Source organism: Undibacterium sp. TC9W (genome assembly GCF_049339865.1).
Taxonomy (GTDB): Bacteria; Pseudomonadota; Gammaproteobacteria; order Burkholderiales; family Burkholderiaceae_D; genus Undibacterium.
This window is the reverse complement of the sequence record NZ_JBMPPJ010000014.1, coordinates 20,867-36,852: the sequence shown is the minus strand read 5'-3', so window position 1 is coordinate 36,852 and position 15,986 is coordinate 20,867. Positions and strand designations below refer to the sequence as shown.

Sequence of the window (15,986 nt, the reverse complement as noted above, 5' to 3'; positions counted from 1 at the left end):
TCCTGGCATGTCCAGCATGATTGCTGCAAAAAATGCCATTTTACTCCCTGACAAAATACCTCAGGTCATCCAAAATTTATCTACTGCGTTTACACTAGCAGGATGAATGCTACCACCCCTCACTTTGATACCATGTTGTTGACCCGCCAGAATATGCTGTTTTTGACGCTGGCGGTATTGCTGCACCTGTTTGTCTTGTATGGCCTGGACAGGGACGTGATGCCAGACAAGCCACGCTTGCAGGAAAGCCCCATCGCAGTGCAATTCAGGGATATCCCCGAACAGACGGAGCAAAAAACTGTCAGCCCCACCCCGAAACCAGGTCCACAAGCAGCGCCTGAAGCAACGCCACCCGCTGGGGTGAAAAAGACGGTGACACCTCTGCTTAGCCCTGAGCCGGAACCCGCCCCCGCGCCCGACCCGACTCCCGTAGCACCTGTTGAAGTGAAGGACAATACGCCTGTACTGGCAGCCGAGACCAAGCCTGAAGTCAAGGCCGAGGAGGCCAGCGGCACGCCTGGCCAGGACAGCAGCAATACCGAGGGACCGCAAACCTATCCTGTGCGTGCGCCCCAAACTGGCACGATCAGCATGCGCATCGTGCGTACGGAACCTAACCGCAGCCCGGTCTATGGCGATGGCGAAATTAACTGGGAGTTCAAGACTGGCCGCTACAAGATGAGCATCATTGCCACGCTGGATTTGTTGCTGACCTCCATCAACCTGTACCAGATGCACAGCGAGGGCCTGATTGATACGTATGGCATCACCCCTGCGACCAGTTCAGAAAAGCGGCGTAACCGCAGTGAGACGGCGACTCATTTTGACCATCAGAAAAAATCTGTCAGTTTTTCTTCCTCAAATAAAACGGCAGAAATAAAAGATGGCGCCCAGGACAAGGCCAGTTTCCTCATGCAACTGGCTGGCATAGGCTATGCCGATCCCGAGAAATTTCAGCCTGGCCGTGAAATCCGGTTGCAAGTCGCTGAAGAAAGGGATGTCACCACCTTTGTCTTTATTGTGACCGCGTATGAAGAAGTCGAGACCAAGGCAGGCAAGTTCATGGCCTGGCATATAGTGCGCCCGCCCTTGCCTGGTTCTTACAATTCCAAGCTCGAAGTCTGGCTGTCACCTGACCAGCACTGGTATCCGGTGCAAATACGCAATACGGAAAGTAATGGTGCCGTGACTACCCAGACCGCGACCAAAATCATCAGCATCACCAATATGGAAAGATAATAATGCGCACCGCAAGAGCCCCGCTTTTCACCCTATTTCTTACCCTGCTGCTGGCATCGGGCCTGAACAGCCCTGTCATGGCGCAGGGACATGAGACTGCCACCAAATATGCGACGAAGCTGCCACCTTCGGTTGAGCTGCAATACAGCATCAAGGCAAAACAAAGCGGCTTGCCGCTGAGTGGTTCAGCCTCAGTCAAATGGCAAACCGGCGACCAGAAATACAGCATCATCACAGAAACCCATGCCATGCTGGTCGGCAAAATACTCGATGCGAGCAGCGTGGGGAATATCGATGATTTTGGCCTGGCACCCGACAAGTTTGTCGAAAAACGCTTTCGCAAACCCGCCACCACGACCAGTTTTGAGCGTGACAGCAAGACCCTGCGCTTTAGTGCATCTGCTGAAACCTATGTACTTAAAGGGGGAGAGCAAGACAGGACCAGCGCCAGCTGGCAGTTGATTGCCATCGCCCGCGCCGCTGGAGATGCTTTCAAGGCAGGCACGGAATGGAAAATGCTGGTGGCTGGTCGCCGCGATGCCGACCCCTGGGCTTTCAAAGTCGTTGGGCCAGAAAACATCAAGACCCCGATGGGCGACATGCTCGCCATTCATGTCAGCAAGGCACCGCCTGCTGATTCCAAAGACCAGCAACTGGATTTATGGCTGGCACCCAGCCTGGAATGGTATCCGGTAAGACTGAAGTTCAGCGATGCGGATGGGGATTATGTCGATCAGGTGCTGGAAAGCCTGAAAAAATAAGTCCGAGCTGCACATCTACTTTTCATGTGCCTTGACAACCGTGACCGTGCATTCTGCCTCGGCCACGACCTGGGCAGAAACACTGCCCAGATAACGGCGCAAGGCAGAACTGCCACGTGAACCTATGATGATGTGATCGACCCGGTTGCTATGGGCATAATCGATGATCGCACTGGCCGGATCGGATGCCTCCAGCACATGAAAGGTAATCTTGTCGGGATTCAGGTTCAAGGGCCTGGCCCAGTGCTTGAGATCAACCAGTTGTTTGACATGGATGTTCTCACCCTGCTGTATCAGGCTCTCATCCATACCTATGCGGCTGACCTTGCGTATGGTCAGACAAGCCAGGCGCGCACCAGGTTCGGTTTGCAACATGCGTCGTGCAATATTGCGCAGGCTGGCTGCCAGAGCTTCTGAACCACCGGTCAAATCCAGCGCAGCGACGATGATGGGCGCGCGGGATAATTGATCTGCTGCGCTTTGCAACAAGGCTGGCTCTGCCCCGGCTGCCTGAAAACGCCGTTTGAGTACGGACAGATAACCATCCTGGCCCTGCTTGTCAGCACGCGCCGTTAATTGCAACTGATCTGGATGCTGTAATAAAAAAGCCAGTTGCGCAGCCGTATCAAAGCGCGCTTGTGGCTCCACTTCCAGGCAGCGCAAGATAATTTCCTGCAACCATGGCGGTATCTCACTGCGATGGCTGCGCGGTGGCAGGGGATCACGGTACAGACGTTTTTTTAAACCGGACACCGAAGTCGGATGACCAAAGGGCCGCTGCCCGGTTGCCAGGTGATACAGCAAGACCCCCAGCGAAAACAGATCGCTGCGCGGTTCATTGCGCACACCCATGACCTGCTCAGGTGAAATATACGGGCCTGTACCCATGGGCAGACGAAATTCTTCATCCAGCAGATCAGGCAACCTGTCATGCCGCGACAGGCCAAAATCGATGAGCACCGCCGTGCCATCGGGGCGGAACATGATATTGCTGGGCTTGATATCGAGGTGAATGACATGCTGCTTGTGCAGATCCTGCAACGCATGCGCAACCCTGATACCAATATCGACCACTTCGGCCAGCGGTAAAGGCGCGTCTTCAAAACGGCTGCGCAAGGATGTACCGGCAATCTGCTCCATGACAATATAGGGCTGGGCATCAAAATCACCAGCCCCAAAATAACGCGGCACATGTCTGCCCTTAAGCTTGGGCATGATCATTTGCTCGACTTCAAAGGCGACGATGGCGGTTGGGTCATCTGTTGAAAACAGCAGGGGCACTTTCATGATCAGCGGGCTTTGCTCTGCCTCACCCTGTGTCGATGCATGACGATTACGCAGGTCAGTGACGCGCCACAAGGCTGCCATACCACCGGTATGCAATTTTTCTTCAAGGCGGTAGCCGTCGAATTCCATGCCACTTTGCAGCTTTTGATGTGGGTGAGTGCTCATATCCAACCTGGCTCAATTCCCATGCAGCAGTCTGTGCCCCAGGGCCGGTGGCAGACCGGCAGCAATGATTTTCTGGCAGGCAGTTTCTGTATCGTAGGGAACGCGGTAATAAGTCAGTTCCTGGTCTTCAGTATCAAAAGTCGCGTAACAGGCGGCAGGGTTGCCATCACGCGGCTGGCCTGCCGAACCAGGGATGACCAGCCAGCGCCGCTGCCTGCTCAACGGTATGCCTTCTTCAGGTACGGGAGTGAATTCACCGGTCTTGCCAGTCAGGCTGATATGGAACAGGGTAGGCATATGCACATGCCCGCAAAAAGTGATACTTGCCTTGGTTGCATGCATGCTGCGTGTGGCTTCCATGACACCATCTATGTATTCCCATTTCTCCGGTGCCCAGGCATTCGCGTGGACGAACAGCAGGTCTTCCCACTCTATGCGGTAAGGCAGTTTGGCGATGAAATCGAGTTGTACGGCATTGAGCTGGGCGCGTGTCCAGTCGACCACTTTCCTGGCAGTCGGGTTCATGCCCTGGCGGTCTCCCTGCAACAGACCGGCATCATGGTTACCTATCAGCGCCCATGCCCCCTGGCTGACATATTCCATCACTTTATCCAGTACCCAGCATGGGTCAGCGCCGTAACCGACCAGGTCGCCGAGGAAAGCGTAGCGCGCCACATTGCGCTGTTGCGCATGTGCCAGGCAAGCTTCCAGTGCTTCACGGTTGGCATGCAGGTCGGTGATGATGGCAATCAGCATTGATGAGCTTCATTCATGGTGTGTGCGCTTATTCTAGTCCGGCAAGTTAACGGCAAGCTTACAAAGCTGACATTACAAATCAAAGTTACTGCTGCGGTAAAATTCATAACCACGGGCACGTAGAGCACAGGCCGGGCAAGTACCGCAACCATGGCCCCATGGGTGCATGTCGCCACGCTGCCCCAGGTAACAGGTGTGCGTGTCTTCGCGTATCAGATCAACCAAAGCATTGCCACCGAGTTGTTCTGCCAGTTGCCAGGTCTGTGCCTTGTTAATCCACATCAGCGGGGTTTCCAGCTTCAGGCGGGTATTCATGCCGAGATTCAGCGCCACTTGCAGGGCTTTCATGGTGTCATCGCGGCAATCAGGGTAGCCGGAAAAATCGGTTTCGCACATACCACCGACCAGTACATTCAAGCCACGGCGATAAGCCAGTGTGGCTGCGGTCATCATGAACATCAGGTTGCGGCCAGGCACAAAAGTATTCGGCAAGCCATTCTCTTGCATTTCTATGGCGATGTCTTCTGTCATCGCTGTATGCGAAAGCTGGGAAATCAGGCCCAGGTCTATCATATGATCTTCACCGAGGCGGCTTTGCCATTCAGGTGAAAACTGGCGCATTTTTTCTATCAGCACCGGCCTGACACTGAGTTCTATGGCATGACGCTGACCATAGTCAAAGCCTATAGTCTCAACGTGGGAATAGTGGGACAGTGCCCAGGCGAGGCAGGTGGCAGAATCCTGGCCACCACTGAACAACACCAGTGCCCGGTCTTTAGTGGTTAAATTATTCATAAATGACGAAAAATAAGGGTAAAGCTATTGTAAAAGAATGAAATACTTTGTGTATCAGCCAGTCTTGATGTTATGTTTCTGTTGCAAAATATGCTGAGGTCAGCCCACGCACTGCAATCCCGCATCATAAGCCAGGACTCTCTCGTGCAAGCTCATGAGTTTTTATAAAAAATTTCTTTCTTCTTCCATATTATCGGTCATCGATCAGGGCATGCTGAGTGCACTGAATTTTCTCATTGGCATTTTACTCATTAAATTGGTAACGAAAGATGACTATGGGTTATATGGGCAATTGTACGCTGGTGGTTTACTGGTTGGTCTGATTGTGGACTCCTGGATTACCGGTCCGCTGACCACAGTCGCGCCATCGGTACAAGGTGACACCCGCAAAGCCCTGTTGCGCCACTACTGGTATAAACAGGTGTCCTGGACACTGGCCATGGGTTCACTGGCCTTTGTGATAGTAGAATTCATCCCGGCGGCAACGCATTATAGTAATAAAAGTTGGATACTTGGCGCGGTGTTTGCCGCCTATCTGTTTGGCAATGGCATACGCGAATACGGCCGTACTGTAGGTTTTATACAGTCCGACATTACCTCCGTCTTGCGACAAGATTTTCTATATGTGGGTCTGGTCGGCATAGGCCTGGCTTCGCTGTATTTTAGTGAGCAATTTGACCTTGTCACAGTGTTTGTGCTGCTGGCTGCCTCGTCTTTCCTGTGCACGCTGGCCAGCCGCCAGCATTTCCTCGCGCACACATCCACCAATGTCAAAGCGCATGCAGAAGAAGAAATACGCCAGGCCATCAACGACCATCAGGAAACCATCTCGGGGCACGGACGCTGGGCAGTGTCTGGCGTCATCGTCGGCTGGCTGTCGAATTATAGCTACGTATATTTGTCCGGTGCATGGCTAGGAGTGGCGGCAATTGCCGACCTGAATGCTTCTCGCCTGATGCTCATGCCCATACCACTGGCAGTGGCTGCCTGGTCAAGGGTAGCCAGACCTGAAGCCAGCCGCCTGATGGCAGAAAAAGACTGGTATGGCCTGAAACGCCTGACCCTGTTTTCTATTGCTGGCGTAGAACTGGTCGTGCTGGCCTATGTCTCCCTGTTACTATTATCTTTACCATGGCTGGAAAGCCACTACATCGGTGACAAGTACAGCGGGCTTGATCCTCTGGTCATGATGTGGGGCGCTTATTTCGCTATCAATGCGGCACGCTGGGTGGGTACCTCCTGGTTATCAAGTGGTGGCGCCTACAAGCAAATGTTTTTCCTCGGCAGCGTGACACTCAGCATGGTGCTACTCATCACCGCCTACAGTATCCCGCGCATGGGGGCACAAGGCGCTATCCTGGCGCTGATCGTGGTCGAAATATTTGAACTGATCGTGGTCTGGCGTTTTATTCTGCCACGTCTGCAGAAACAGGCTTAGCCTGGTGGTCTGAACTGGCAATGGCATCAAAACGCTGCTGCGTGGATGCGGGCGTGGCGATGGCTGTCATGGCATCCTGCTGGCGATAACTGTAGCGATGCAGCAAATGCCTGCCGATGAAATCGACCAGGGCCAGCTGTGACCAGCGTGGTGTGAAGGTGTGGTCAGCCCCGCTAAAAAATTTCAGACTGATGCGCTCACTTTGTCCCAGTAATTTTGCATGCCTGCCAAATTGTTCAGTCATGACATCCACTGCCGTATCACTGGCTTCATAAATCAGTAGCAACTCCGTACCACGGGCTTCGAGATTCTTGAAATTACGCGCCACCTGGCCAAGAAAGAGATTGCTGTGCATCAGGCGGGTGCCCAATGATTGCCATTGCGTGCGCAAACGCTTGCCTATGCGGCGTAATAAATTGCCAGTGATCTGACGAAAATCCACCTGTCCTTTGAGTACGCGCTTCCAGGTATCCCCTCTGGCCATGGCATGCACATAATAATGGGTAGATTTGATGGTGGCTTTCTTGCGTGCCTCTATGGTATCGCCTGCACGCCACCGATAGGTCAGCTGGTTCATGAGTACCAGACCGCTGACACGCTCATCCATGAGCCCACTCAGATAAGCCATATAGGCGCCAGAGCATAAACCTGTCAGCACAAAAGACGGACTATGGTATTTGCCCTGCATGAAATACATGGCGCTACTGAGATCATCGACACTGGATGCGGCATGGACGTCGTTTTCCTGATCGTCCGGCGTAGTCTTGCTATAGCCTATACCAGACTTGTCAAAGCGCAGGACATAAAACCCCTGACTGGCCAGACTACGCGCCAGTGTGACATACAGGCGATGATTGCCGACCCGGTGGTTGGCACCGATATTGCACAGGATCACGGCTGGTAAGGCAAACGTATCTGCGCCTGTCTGGTGGCTGACTATGCCTGTCATGCCTTCAAACTCGACCAGTTCTTCTTCGACGATAGTATTGGCAATACGCAGGCTGGCGATATCATTCGACACGAGGACATCCCTGCTGGCAATCTCATGCAAGGGGAAGTAGCGCGCCAACCAGGCCTGCATCTCTTGCCAGATCGCATGTGGCACTTCAGTATCATGCGCGTCTTCACGCATCATCGCGGCATAGCCCGGCAATTCTGACAATTGCAGAGCATGGTCATGATGGTGCCAGGCCTGTACCAGCTTGGCCTCCTGGCCTGTAATATCATCACGTTGCTGCAAAAAGACCGGCATGGCTGGCGCTGGCAGCTTGCTCAAGTCCAGCTTGCCCAGGCTGCTGCGGGTGGCTGCGCTGAACTCATACCCGGTCAGCTCATCATCCGTCACCACATGATTGGGATCTATGGTTTGCTCGGTTTCCACGTCTTTTTGCAGTGAACTCATGCTGCGCAAGACCAGCATTTCACGCGCATAGGCGCGACCTGAGGTGACCGGTGCCATCAACATGAGTGCCTTGGCATCGATACTGGCTGCGACAGTCGCTGCCAGCAAGCCACCCAGGCGCAAACCAAACAGGGAGATATGCTCTACACCCGCCATCTGGCGCAATTGAGTCGCAGCCTGGCGTATATTGTTTTGCCACAGCTCTATGCGCTCGCCCCCGGTATCAGCAACATCAGCAGCATCACCGGTATTGTTATAGTCAAAAAAACAGACATCAAAACCGGCTTTTGCCAGATGCGTGGCGAGGTGCTTGTAAGCCAGATAAGACACCATATACTCATGCCCGAAGGGCGGGCAAAGCACCACACCACAACGGCGGCTGCCACCCGCATCGCGTATGCGGGCAGGATGGTACCAGCCCAGCATGGGGGTAGCGGCATCACCAAACCAGAAGGCTTGTGGCGTATATAAAATATCTTTGCTGGGATACTGTTGTGTTGCCAAATCTGCCCCGCTAAGTAACTACACTACTTGCTGCACTAATCGTACTATTTTCCAAAACCACCCTGACGCTCGTCAGCGCATTCTGTGCCTGCACCTGCCCAGCTTTGACAGACTTGCCGTCAATGGCAGCCAGACGCACTTGCCTGATGCTGCCAGGTGCCATATGAAAATAATTATCTTCAGGCAGCATGCCAGGGATTTGTATGGATACTGCCTGCGCCAGTTTTTGCGCACTAAGATGCAGAACATGATTACCGTCCGCATCCAAACTACAATGTGCACGCAAACCCACATCGGCCTGCACGGCAAATTGATGACCCTGCGGGAAATGGAAGTCATTGGCGATGATCTGCTCGCTGTCATACAAAGCAGCCTCCACCACATCATGCCCTGCGGGCCCGAAGCGATAGGCATAACTGGTATCGACAAAATGTGGCAATAGCGCATAGTCCCGCACTTTGATTGCACTATGTGCCGCCACTTGCACGGCAATGCGGCCATGGGCAACACGGCTTTCTGCATGACGGTAGAGATTCAGCTCCAGTTCACCCTCGAATGCCTGCGGCCCGTCATTGATGACGTGCAGGCAAATCCCATTCAAACCTTCGTCAGTGATGAGCACGGTCAGCGCTGCCATGGCGCGCTTCAGATAATAATAGGCCGCCTTGGGTTTGCCATGCGCATCAATGACACCCCAGCCTGCGCCTCGCCGCAGGTCACGCCAAAACCAGACCAAGGCGCCATGACAGGTCGAACCATTGCGACGCCATTCAGCGATGGTTTTCGCCATAACTTCGCCGGTCGTGGTACGTGCCAATGACAGATAGCGTTCACGTTCGGCATAACGCAGGCTGGCTGGATTTACCTTATACAGCTCTGCCATATAGTGATCGCGCACATCTTCAAAATCCCAGCCTGTGCCATTGTCACGTGGTACACCCAATTTCCATGCTGGATGCGGGCCTGGTGTCTCGCCATTGTTGAGCATGCTGTCGATCAGATCGTCGTCGGGCATATTCGAAAAACCCAGGCATTCCGAGGTAAAGCGCATTGCACTGCGGCGTGCATCATCAAGTGGCCGCAGATAAGCACCAACACCAAAGTAATGAGCAACGCCAGTATCAAGCTGGAAAGGCATGACACCACCGCTGGGGCTGGAAGGCCAGTACTGCACATCGGGCCTGTATTGTTCACACAGCGCAGGCAGGGTCTCTGCAAAAAATGCATTGCGCCAGAGTTCTGCAGGCTGGCCCAGCATGGCTGCCTGCTGCTCCACTTCACTATTGCCACATACCACGGCGATACAGGGAGAACCCTGCGTACGCTGCAGGAATTGCTGCACTTCGCTTGTGATGCTGGCGGCAAAAGCCTCGTCATTCGCTGGGTAATCCATATTCGCAAACATGCAGTCTTGCCAGACCAGGATGCCAAGCTCATCACAAAGTTTATAAAACGCTGTGGTCTCATACACCATGGTGCCGACCACGCGCAGCATATTCATCCCTGCATCGCGCGCCAGCGTCAGCATGTGACGTAAATCAGTGCGCTCATTTTGCAGGGAGATAATATCGACAGGCGTCCAGCAGGCACCACGACAAAATACAGAAACCTGATTCACATGCAAATTAAAGTCGCCGTCGCGCTGATCAACCTCTATCTGGCGAAAGCCGGTGTGACCAAGATCAAAAATCCGCTTTTCAGCCGTGCAGGAAACATGCAGTTCCAATGCATACAGTGCCGCATCACCATGCGTATGCGGCCACCATTTTTTGACTTCATCTATCTTGCATTGACCATGAATGCGGTACAGGTTTTTATCCAGCTGTTCACAATCCAGGATAAATTCATGTTCGCCAATGTTGATGGCACAGGCAGATACTGCCTGCTGGCTCTGCACGGTCAATTCAATATCCAGCACAGCATCAGCACCATCAATTCTGCTACTGATGTTTTTACCCGTGATGCTTACTGGGCTTTGCAGTTCCAGCAGGATAGGCCGGTATGGGCCGACTGGCGCAACCGGTGGTGACCAGCCTGGCATGCGCCCCAACAGGCTGGTACGCATCCAGCGCAATTGCTGTTGTTCGACCAGCCGGGTTTTCCAGCGCGGGCGCGGGCGGCGTTGCGCCAATTGGGTATTCATGGCCAGGAAGCGCAGGCTCAAACGACCTTTGCCACTGATGGCAAGCACAGCCAGATCAAGGCTGTGGGCGATGAACATATTCTCGCAGCGCAAAATGAGATCATCATTCCAGTAAACTTCCACATGCGTAGCCAGGCCTTCAAAATGCAGGCGGGCAGCATTGTCAGGCAAATCCAGCTCACAGAAATACCAGACATCGACTTCATCGAAATTGTCTTTGCCGTATTCAAATTTTCCTGCAGCACGCAGTGCACTGGCGATAGTACCTGGCACCTGCGCCGGTATTTGATCCGGTATTTGCGCAGGCAATGTGGATGGCGACACTGGATTATCAACAGCAACTTGTACAGCATGCCAGCCAGCAGAAATCGGAATGAATATTTTGTCTGTCATGTATGAATTCATCCGCCAGCCAGACTGCTATCCAGCGCGGCCATGCCCTGCTGCCAATGCACCGCCAGTTGTTCTACCAGCGGCACCAGATCAACGGCCTTTTTACTCATGACGGCTCTGGCGGTTTTCAACAATAAGGTCTTGGTAACTTCGGAGATGGCATCAAATTCCGTGGCTGCTGCCTCGAATTGCAAAGCCTGGTGCTGTTGCAACCAGCGCAGGTAATGTGCACCCAGACTAAAGCCTGCGCCGAGTTGACGCAGGCAAGCAAAAGCATAGGCATGATAAGCCGCCATGCCCTCTTCTTTTAATTGTTCTACATCACGGATAAAGACCGGCAGGAACAGACTGACAGGGTTATTACGCGGACGCCTGGCCAGATATTTGCGGAGGAGTGGCAAAGAAATCGCAGCCTGTTCTGCATCTGTTTTATTCTGTACCTGATCAAGGCGCACGAATTCGGCAAACAGCGGCATGAATGTCGCATCATGCGGCTTGCCTATCCTGAAGGTTTCTACGAAATCTTCGCCCTGCAATTCATGATAGCTGCTGTTGTGGAAGTAACCGAGCTTTTGCTGTTCAAGATCGATTTCCTGTATCGCTATCGTGGTCTTGACGTGATTCGTGCGGTAGTCCGTACCTGCCGTGTCGGGCAGGTAAAATGAATCTGTCTCCGTCAGCACCAGGCGGCCACGGCCCAGTTGTACTGTGGCGTTATTCAGCAAGCCGCGCCATACATTGAGTTCCTGCACATCGATGCCATACAGGGCAAACAAGTCTTCATGCGGTGGTTTGTAAAACGTCCACTGATCACCATCAAAATCATTGGCAAACACCATCGGCAAACATGCCAGCGGATTTAGACCTTGTGCATGCAAGACTTCTATCCAGACATCGATATAGCAATTGGTTTCTGCCCAGGCACGATCAACACCATGCAGGGCATGGGGCCGATAGTCACTGGCGTTAATCAAAGCTAAAGCGTGAAGACTCATGGGCAGATCATGACCACAATATGTCGCGGGCAGTCTGAGGCCAGTTCTCTGGCTGCATACCGTGCGTCTTGAACAAGGCCATGACTATGCGTTCCAGGCCAAAACCCAGGCAGGCAGTATGGGCCAGTTCACCATTTTGCTGATAAATCTCAAACAGCTTGCCGAAATGATCCTGGTGATAATTGAAGGAACATACCGCGGTCGGTTTGGCTTCGGAGATCACAGGCACCAGCACTTCAAACTTCAATTGCTGTTCACGCTGGTTTGCTGCCAGCATGCGGCCACCACGGCCAAAAAAAGGATCAGAGGCGACATCTGAATGCGCAGGCAAACCCAAGGATTTTAGAATATCCAGGCCACGCTGCAACCAGATATCCCGCCAGGCTACGACCATGTCCGGCGTGCCGACACGGACAAATTCACGCACGCGGAAAGACTGCATGCGCGTTGGCTCAGGCGAAGGCTCATTCCTGAATACCCAGTTTTGCATATCCACAAGACGGCCTTCTGCCGGAATAGTGCCGGTGAAGCTGGGATACACCGGGTAGCAGGCAGCAGGCGTCAAACACACTGCGGTCATGGTTTGCAGATGCGTCCAGGGGCGGCCTTCATGGACGTTTTCCATCAGTTCGTTGTGCTGGGCTTCATTACCAGTAAAGCTGAAGATGGTGCCAGCCAGTTGCGGGAAAGAATCCAGGTATTCACTACGTTCCAGCACCTTGCGGTCCAGGCAGGGCGGGAAAGACATCTTGACCGCACCATCATTGGCAGCCACGCGACTGACATAATCATCAAAACGGCGCAGCACATCTTCAAACACCGGGCCACGGCCAAAAATGCCTTGTACGCCGACGGGAATGATATGCCCGGCAGCGACCAGGTCGTCGGTCAGGCCTTCAGGAGAAAAATCGATAGACATGTCAGCCTTTCCTAATCGTCTTTAAGTACCAGCAGCAAATTGGCATTGGTGGCCAGGATGCGGTCATTGCCGACCATGATGGCGGCTGAATGGGCATCGCGCAGGTGGCGGCTCATGCTGAACTTGCTATCATTTTTATAGCCGAGGATGCCGCAGATGGACAAGGCCTTGGTGACGATTTGCGGCAGTGCCTGGGTGGCATCTATTTTCAGGTTATTCATTTTTAGCGAATAGCCCATGGAAGTCAGCACACCAACCGCCGCATCATCTGCCACAGCCAAAGCTTCATATTCAGTCAGGCAGGCTTGCACGGACGTGCGCAGGCTTTGCATCATGCTGACCAGCTCAGCCAGGCGCAGAGCTGTCGGCGGTACGGTACCGGGATTGGCACGGGCCTGGCCACGTACAAAGGCCCTGGCTTTATTGACGGCCGCTGCCGCACAACCCATCCAGCAACCACCCCACAGCAGATGCGATACCGGCACCACGGTTTGTGCTGACATGTCGCCAAAGGGGACATCGATAATTTGCGCCACATCGCCAACAGAACTCATGAGGAAGGGCGGGCTACAGGTACCGCGCATGCCCATGGTGTCCCAGCCACCTTTTTGCTCCAGCGTGTAATCTGCCTTACGTACCAGAATTAATGACTGATCACTGTGGGCAGCATCAGGATTGCGTCTCGCCGTCACCAGTAAATCATCGGCCTGGGCACCATAAGAAATCGTGGTCGCATCCTTGACCAACTTGAAGCGCTGGCCATCCACCTCAACCGCACAATGACTGCGGCGCATTTCACCACCGACACCGACTTCTGAAGTCACTGAAGCAATCAGATACTGGTGCTGCACCAGTTCGCGCAAATAATTCTGGTACCAGGGCTTGTCGAGCGCATGACGGACTATGCTGATCACCTGTATCTGGTGCATGGCATAGATCATTGCAGTGGCAGCACATTCGCGCGCCAGTATTTCTACGATCTGTACCAGTTCAGTCAGGCCAACACCTGCACCACCAAGCTCTGCAGGCACGTAGGCACTCAGCAATTTCTCACGCTTGAGTGCAGTCACGGCTTCGATGGGGAAGCGCGCTTCCTGATCTACGGCATGAGCATGAGGAGCGGCAAATTCTTTGGCGACCAGCCTGGCCGCCAATATCATGGGAGTGGCCGGGGTATCCATATCATGCCATCAATTCTTGTATCGCTGCATCGATGGCATTGATGCTTTCAAACACGCTGCGTTTGAGCATGCGGTCAGGGAATTCCAGATCAAAAGCATCTTCCAGAGCCAGCATGACATTCACGCTCGCATGTGATGTCATACCTGCTTCATACAGGTCAGCATTATCTGCAAGGCTATCAATATCGGCGGAAAATTTGCCATGCTCTTTTAATACCTGACGTATCTGTTCTTTGCTCATGGTGACCTTTCTTATCTTTTTTTAGCGAACAAATTTTTTTCGAAATTAATTCGCAAATAATTCGCAAACGCAATTGAATGGCACACCTGTCACAGGAAAAGAACTGAAGGAAAAATTCTAATCCATGGTTGCAATGAGACAACAGCGGGCATGCCTTAAAGTTAACAGGATAGCCGAATGCCTATACAACCGAAGTTAAATTTGGTTACGTTTTACTTGCCGCAAAGAAAGAGAGAATACAGAAAAATCTGCACTGAAAATTGCCCGCCCCACCTGCACCTGCAGAGGGCGGACAAAGAAAACCTGAAGTCGGTATGTAGAATAAAACAGCAGGAAAAACGGCTTATTTGGTACGCAGGATCAGGCTGTTATTCGCATCTTCCTTGTATGCATACGAGACCTTGCCACGCCTGATTTCTCCTATGAAAAGCATGTTCCTGGCGACTGCTTCATGGTCGTTTTTCGAGAAGGGTTTTTTATAGCGTGAGATGACTGTGGAAGTAGTGTCGTACTTCATGTCTTCGAGTGCCAATTTGATCTTGTCACCATCCGTAGAATTTGCCTGCATGAGTGCCAGCGTCAGCATTCTCAGGGCGTCGTAAGTCTGTGCGGCTGATACAGCAGACGGGATGGATTTAACATTATTTATACGGAAGTAGTTGAGCACGAATTCATTACTACGGCTGCTAGCGTCATTTTCTATGAAGGTCACCGGCATGCGCGCACCCTCGGCATTATTCCCTGCGAGTTCAACAAAGCTGCGTTGCGACAGGGTCCAGGAACCTGTCAACGGCACATTGAACTTGATCTTGCTCATGCCATTGGCAACCATGGCAGCCTCCGAACTCAGGCAGTACAGCATGACCACTTGCGCACCAGCCTGCTTGGCCTTGGCCAGTTGTGCGCTCATGTCCTGGTCACCAACCTTGAAGCTCTCAACCGCGACGGGTGTGATTTTACGATTCTGCAATTCAGCCATCAGGTTTTCCTTGCCAAAACTGCCGTAAGGGCTGTCATCATGCAGGATGGCGATCTGGGTCAGCTTGCGCTTGTCGATGACGTCTGCCAGTATTACTGATGGCTGCAGACTATCACTGCCAGCGAGACGGAATACATAACTGTCAGGGATGGCTGGTGGCATGAATTGCTTGGTCACGGCAGCACCGGTGGCGGCGCTGATGATGAGCGGCTTTTTACTTTCCTGGAAAACCTTGGCCGCCTGCAGCACCACGCCGGTATTGGCATAGCCGACGACGGCGACGACCTTTTCCTTGTCTATAAGTTCTTTTGCCATGGCGGCACCGATTTCAGGCTTGGCTTGGTCATCACGCTCGACCAGTTCTATGCGCCGCCCCATGACACCACCTATCTGGTTGATGTCTTGCAAGAACACCCTGGCACCACCGCGTATGCTTTCACCCATATCGGTAGAAGACTTACCGGTAAACGGGCCTATGATACCTATGCGTATAGGCGCTTCTTCAGCATAGGAAGTCGCTGGCAAGGCCAGTGTCAAAAAAAGTCCGGCTATGAGTGCAGAAGTAATACGCATACCTGAGTCTCCAAAATAATTGTCTGTTTGCAATAGTTTGCATCAACTTGGCCTGTTAAGTATCAGATTTTCATGCTTGCTTACAATTTTCAGACAGACTTGCCTGAAATTAAGAGAAATGGCACATTACGCAGGCAGGCCAGGTTTATTTATACTTTTTATGACCTATCTGTTAAGGCATTCTAAAACTCACGATCTGAAACTTAGGATCTGAA

At 52.7% G+C, this 15,986-nt stretch carries 13 protein-coding genes; 3 read left to right on the top strand and 10 right to left on the bottom strand.

Features of this window, described 5'->3' with window-relative positions:
* The first annotated feature begins 102 nt into the window (after positions 1-102).
* Together ACO0LN_RS19185 and ACO0LN_RS19180 are read left to right on the top strand one after the other, a co-directional pair.
* Positions 103-1,239 carry a DUF3108 domain-containing protein gene (locus tag ACO0LN_RS19185; RefSeq protein WP_422976493.1) on the top strand — a complete coding sequence of 379 codons (1,137 nt, stop codon included), beginning with the start codon at positions 103-105 and terminating at the stop codon, positions 1,237-1,239.
* Positions 1,240-1,241: 2 nt separating this feature from the next.
* On the top strand, positions 1,242-2,000 hold the full coding sequence (locus ACO0LN_RS19180) for a DUF3108 domain-containing protein (RefSeq protein WP_422976492.1): 759 nt from the start codon (positions 1,242-1,244) through the stop codon (positions 1,998-2,000).
* A 15-nt stretch (positions 2,001-2,015) separates the two neighbouring features.
* On the opposite strand, the gene ACO0LN_RS19175 is transcribed toward ACO0LN_RS19180, so the two are convergent.
* The 3 genes from ACO0LN_RS19175 to queC all read right to left on the bottom strand — a co-directional run bounded on the left by ACO0LN_RS19175 (position 2,016) and on the right by queC (position 5,003).
* The gene (locus ACO0LN_RS19175; RefSeq protein WP_422976490.1) at positions 2,016-3,452 is read right to left on the bottom strand and encodes a protein kinase domain-containing protein; all 1,437 of its coding nucleotides are present in this window, start codon (positions 3,450-3,452) and stop codon (positions 2,016-2,018) included.
* A 12-nt stretch (positions 3,453-3,464) separates the two neighbouring features.
* Entirely contained in the window at positions 3,465-4,208 is a 744-nt protein-coding gene (locus ACO0LN_RS19170; protein WP_422976488.1) for a metallophosphoesterase family protein, read from the bottom strand.
* Between the two features lie 72 nt (positions 4,209-4,280).
* Positions 4,281-5,003 (bottom strand): 7-cyano-7-deazaguanine synthase QueC, encoded by a 723-nt coding sequence (queC, locus tag ACO0LN_RS19165; protein WP_422976486.1) that lies wholly within the window; start codon positions 5,001-5,003, stop codon positions 4,281-4,283.
* A gap of 154 nt (positions 5,004-5,157) precedes the next feature.
* Here queC and ACO0LN_RS19160 point away from each other — a divergent pair, with 154 nt between their 5' ends.
* The gene (locus tag ACO0LN_RS19160; RefSeq protein ID WP_422976484.1) at positions 5,158-6,441 is read left to right on the top strand and encodes a lipopolysaccharide biosynthesis protein; all 1,284 of its coding nucleotides are present in this window, start codon (positions 5,158-5,160) and stop codon (positions 6,439-6,441) included.
* Here ACO0LN_RS19160 and ACO0LN_RS19155 read toward each other — a convergent pair.
* The 7 genes from ACO0LN_RS19155 to ACO0LN_RS19125 all read right to left on the bottom strand — a co-directional run bounded on the left by ACO0LN_RS19155 (position 6,410) and on the right by ACO0LN_RS19125 (position 15,771).
* Positions 6,410-8,347: a serine aminopeptidase domain-containing protein gene (locus ACO0LN_RS19155; protein WP_422976482.1), complete on the bottom strand. Its 1,938-nt coding sequence runs from the start codon at positions 8,345-8,347 to the stop codon at positions 6,410-6,412. The genes ACO0LN_RS19160 and ACO0LN_RS19155 overlap by 32 nt on opposite strands.
* 10 nt (positions 8,348-8,357) lie before the next feature.
* Positions 8,358-10,883 carry a glycosyl hydrolase 2 galactose-binding domain-containing protein gene (locus ACO0LN_RS19150; protein ID WP_422976480.1) on the bottom strand — a complete coding sequence of 842 codons (2,526 nt, stop codon included), beginning with the start codon at positions 10,881-10,883 and terminating at the stop codon, positions 8,358-8,360.
* 8 nt (positions 10,884-10,891) lie between these two features.
* The gene (locus tag ACO0LN_RS19145; protein WP_422976478.1) at positions 10,892-11,878 is read right to left on the bottom strand and encodes a DUF1839 family protein; all 987 of its coding nucleotides are present in this window, start codon (positions 11,876-11,878) and stop codon (positions 10,892-10,894) included.
* Positions 11,879-11,885: 7 nt separating this feature from the next.
* Positions 11,886-12,797 carry an amino acid--[acyl-carrier-protein] ligase gene (locus ACO0LN_RS19140; RefSeq protein ID WP_422976476.1) on the bottom strand — a complete coding sequence of 304 codons (912 nt, stop codon included), beginning with the start codon at positions 12,795-12,797 and terminating at the stop codon, positions 11,886-11,888.
* An 11-nt stretch (positions 12,798-12,808) separates the two neighbouring features.
* Complete coding sequence (locus ACO0LN_RS19135) at positions 12,809-13,978, bottom strand: acyl-CoA dehydrogenase family protein (RefSeq protein ID WP_422976474.1); 1,170 nt, start codon at positions 13,976-13,978, stop codon at positions 12,809-12,811.
* A gap of 1 nt (position 13,979) precedes the next feature.
* Entirely contained in the window at positions 13,980-14,219 is a 240-nt protein-coding gene (locus ACO0LN_RS19130; RefSeq protein WP_422976472.1) for an acyl carrier protein, read from the bottom strand.
* Between the two features lie 343 nt (positions 14,220-14,562).
* Positions 14,563-15,771: an ABC transporter substrate-binding protein gene (locus ACO0LN_RS19125; RefSeq protein ID WP_422976470.1), complete on the bottom strand. Its 1,209-nt coding sequence runs from the start codon at positions 15,769-15,771 to the stop codon at positions 14,563-14,565.
* Between the last annotated feature and the right edge of the window lie 215 nt (positions 15,772-15,986).

Bases quoted from the DNA above. Each gene is read 5' to 3' on its own strand.
- ACO0LN_RS19185 (WP_422976493.1), top strand. From the start codon at position 103: ATGAATGCTACCACCCCTCACTTTGATACCATGTTGTTGACCCGCCAG.
- ACO0LN_RS19180 (WP_422976492.1), top strand. From the start codon at position 1,242: ATGCGCACCGCAAGAGCCCCGCTTTTCACCCTATTTCTTACCCTGCTG.
- ACO0LN_RS19175 (WP_422976490.1), bottom strand. From the start codon at position 3,452: ATGAGCACTCACCCACATCAAAAGCTGCAAAGTGGCATGGAATTCGAC.
- ACO0LN_RS19170 (WP_422976488.1), bottom strand. From the start codon at position 4,208: ATGCTGATTGCCATCATCACCGACCTGCATGCCAACCGTGAAGCACTG.
- queC (WP_422976486.1), bottom strand. From the start codon at position 5,003: ATGAATAATTTAACCACTAAAGACCGGGCACTGGTGTTGTTCAGTGGT.
- ACO0LN_RS19160 (WP_422976484.1), top strand. From the start codon at position 5,158: ATGAGTTTTTATAAAAAATTTCTTTCTTCTTCCATATTATCGGTCATC.
- ACO0LN_RS19150 (WP_422976480.1), bottom strand. From the start codon at position 10,883: ATGACAGACAAAATATTCATTCCGATTTCTGCTGGCTGGCATGCTGTA.
- ACO0LN_RS19145 (WP_422976478.1), bottom strand. From the start codon at position 11,878: ATGAGTCTTCACGCTTTAGCTTTGATTAACGCCAGTGACTATCGGCCC.
- ACO0LN_RS19140 (WP_422976476.1), bottom strand. From the start codon at position 12,797: ATGTCTATCGATTTTTCTCCTGAAGGCCTGACCGACGACCTGGTCGCT.
- ACO0LN_RS19135 (WP_422976474.1), bottom strand. From the start codon at position 13,978: ATGGATACCCCGGCCACTCCCATGATATTGGCGGCCAGGCTGGTCGCC.
- ACO0LN_RS19130 (WP_422976472.1), bottom strand. From the start codon at position 14,219: ATGAGCAAAGAACAGATACGTCAGGTATTAAAAGAGCATGGCAAATTT.
- ACO0LN_RS19125 (WP_422976470.1), bottom strand. From the start codon at position 15,771: ATGCGTATTACTTCTGCACTCATAGCCGGACTTTTTTTGACACTGGCC.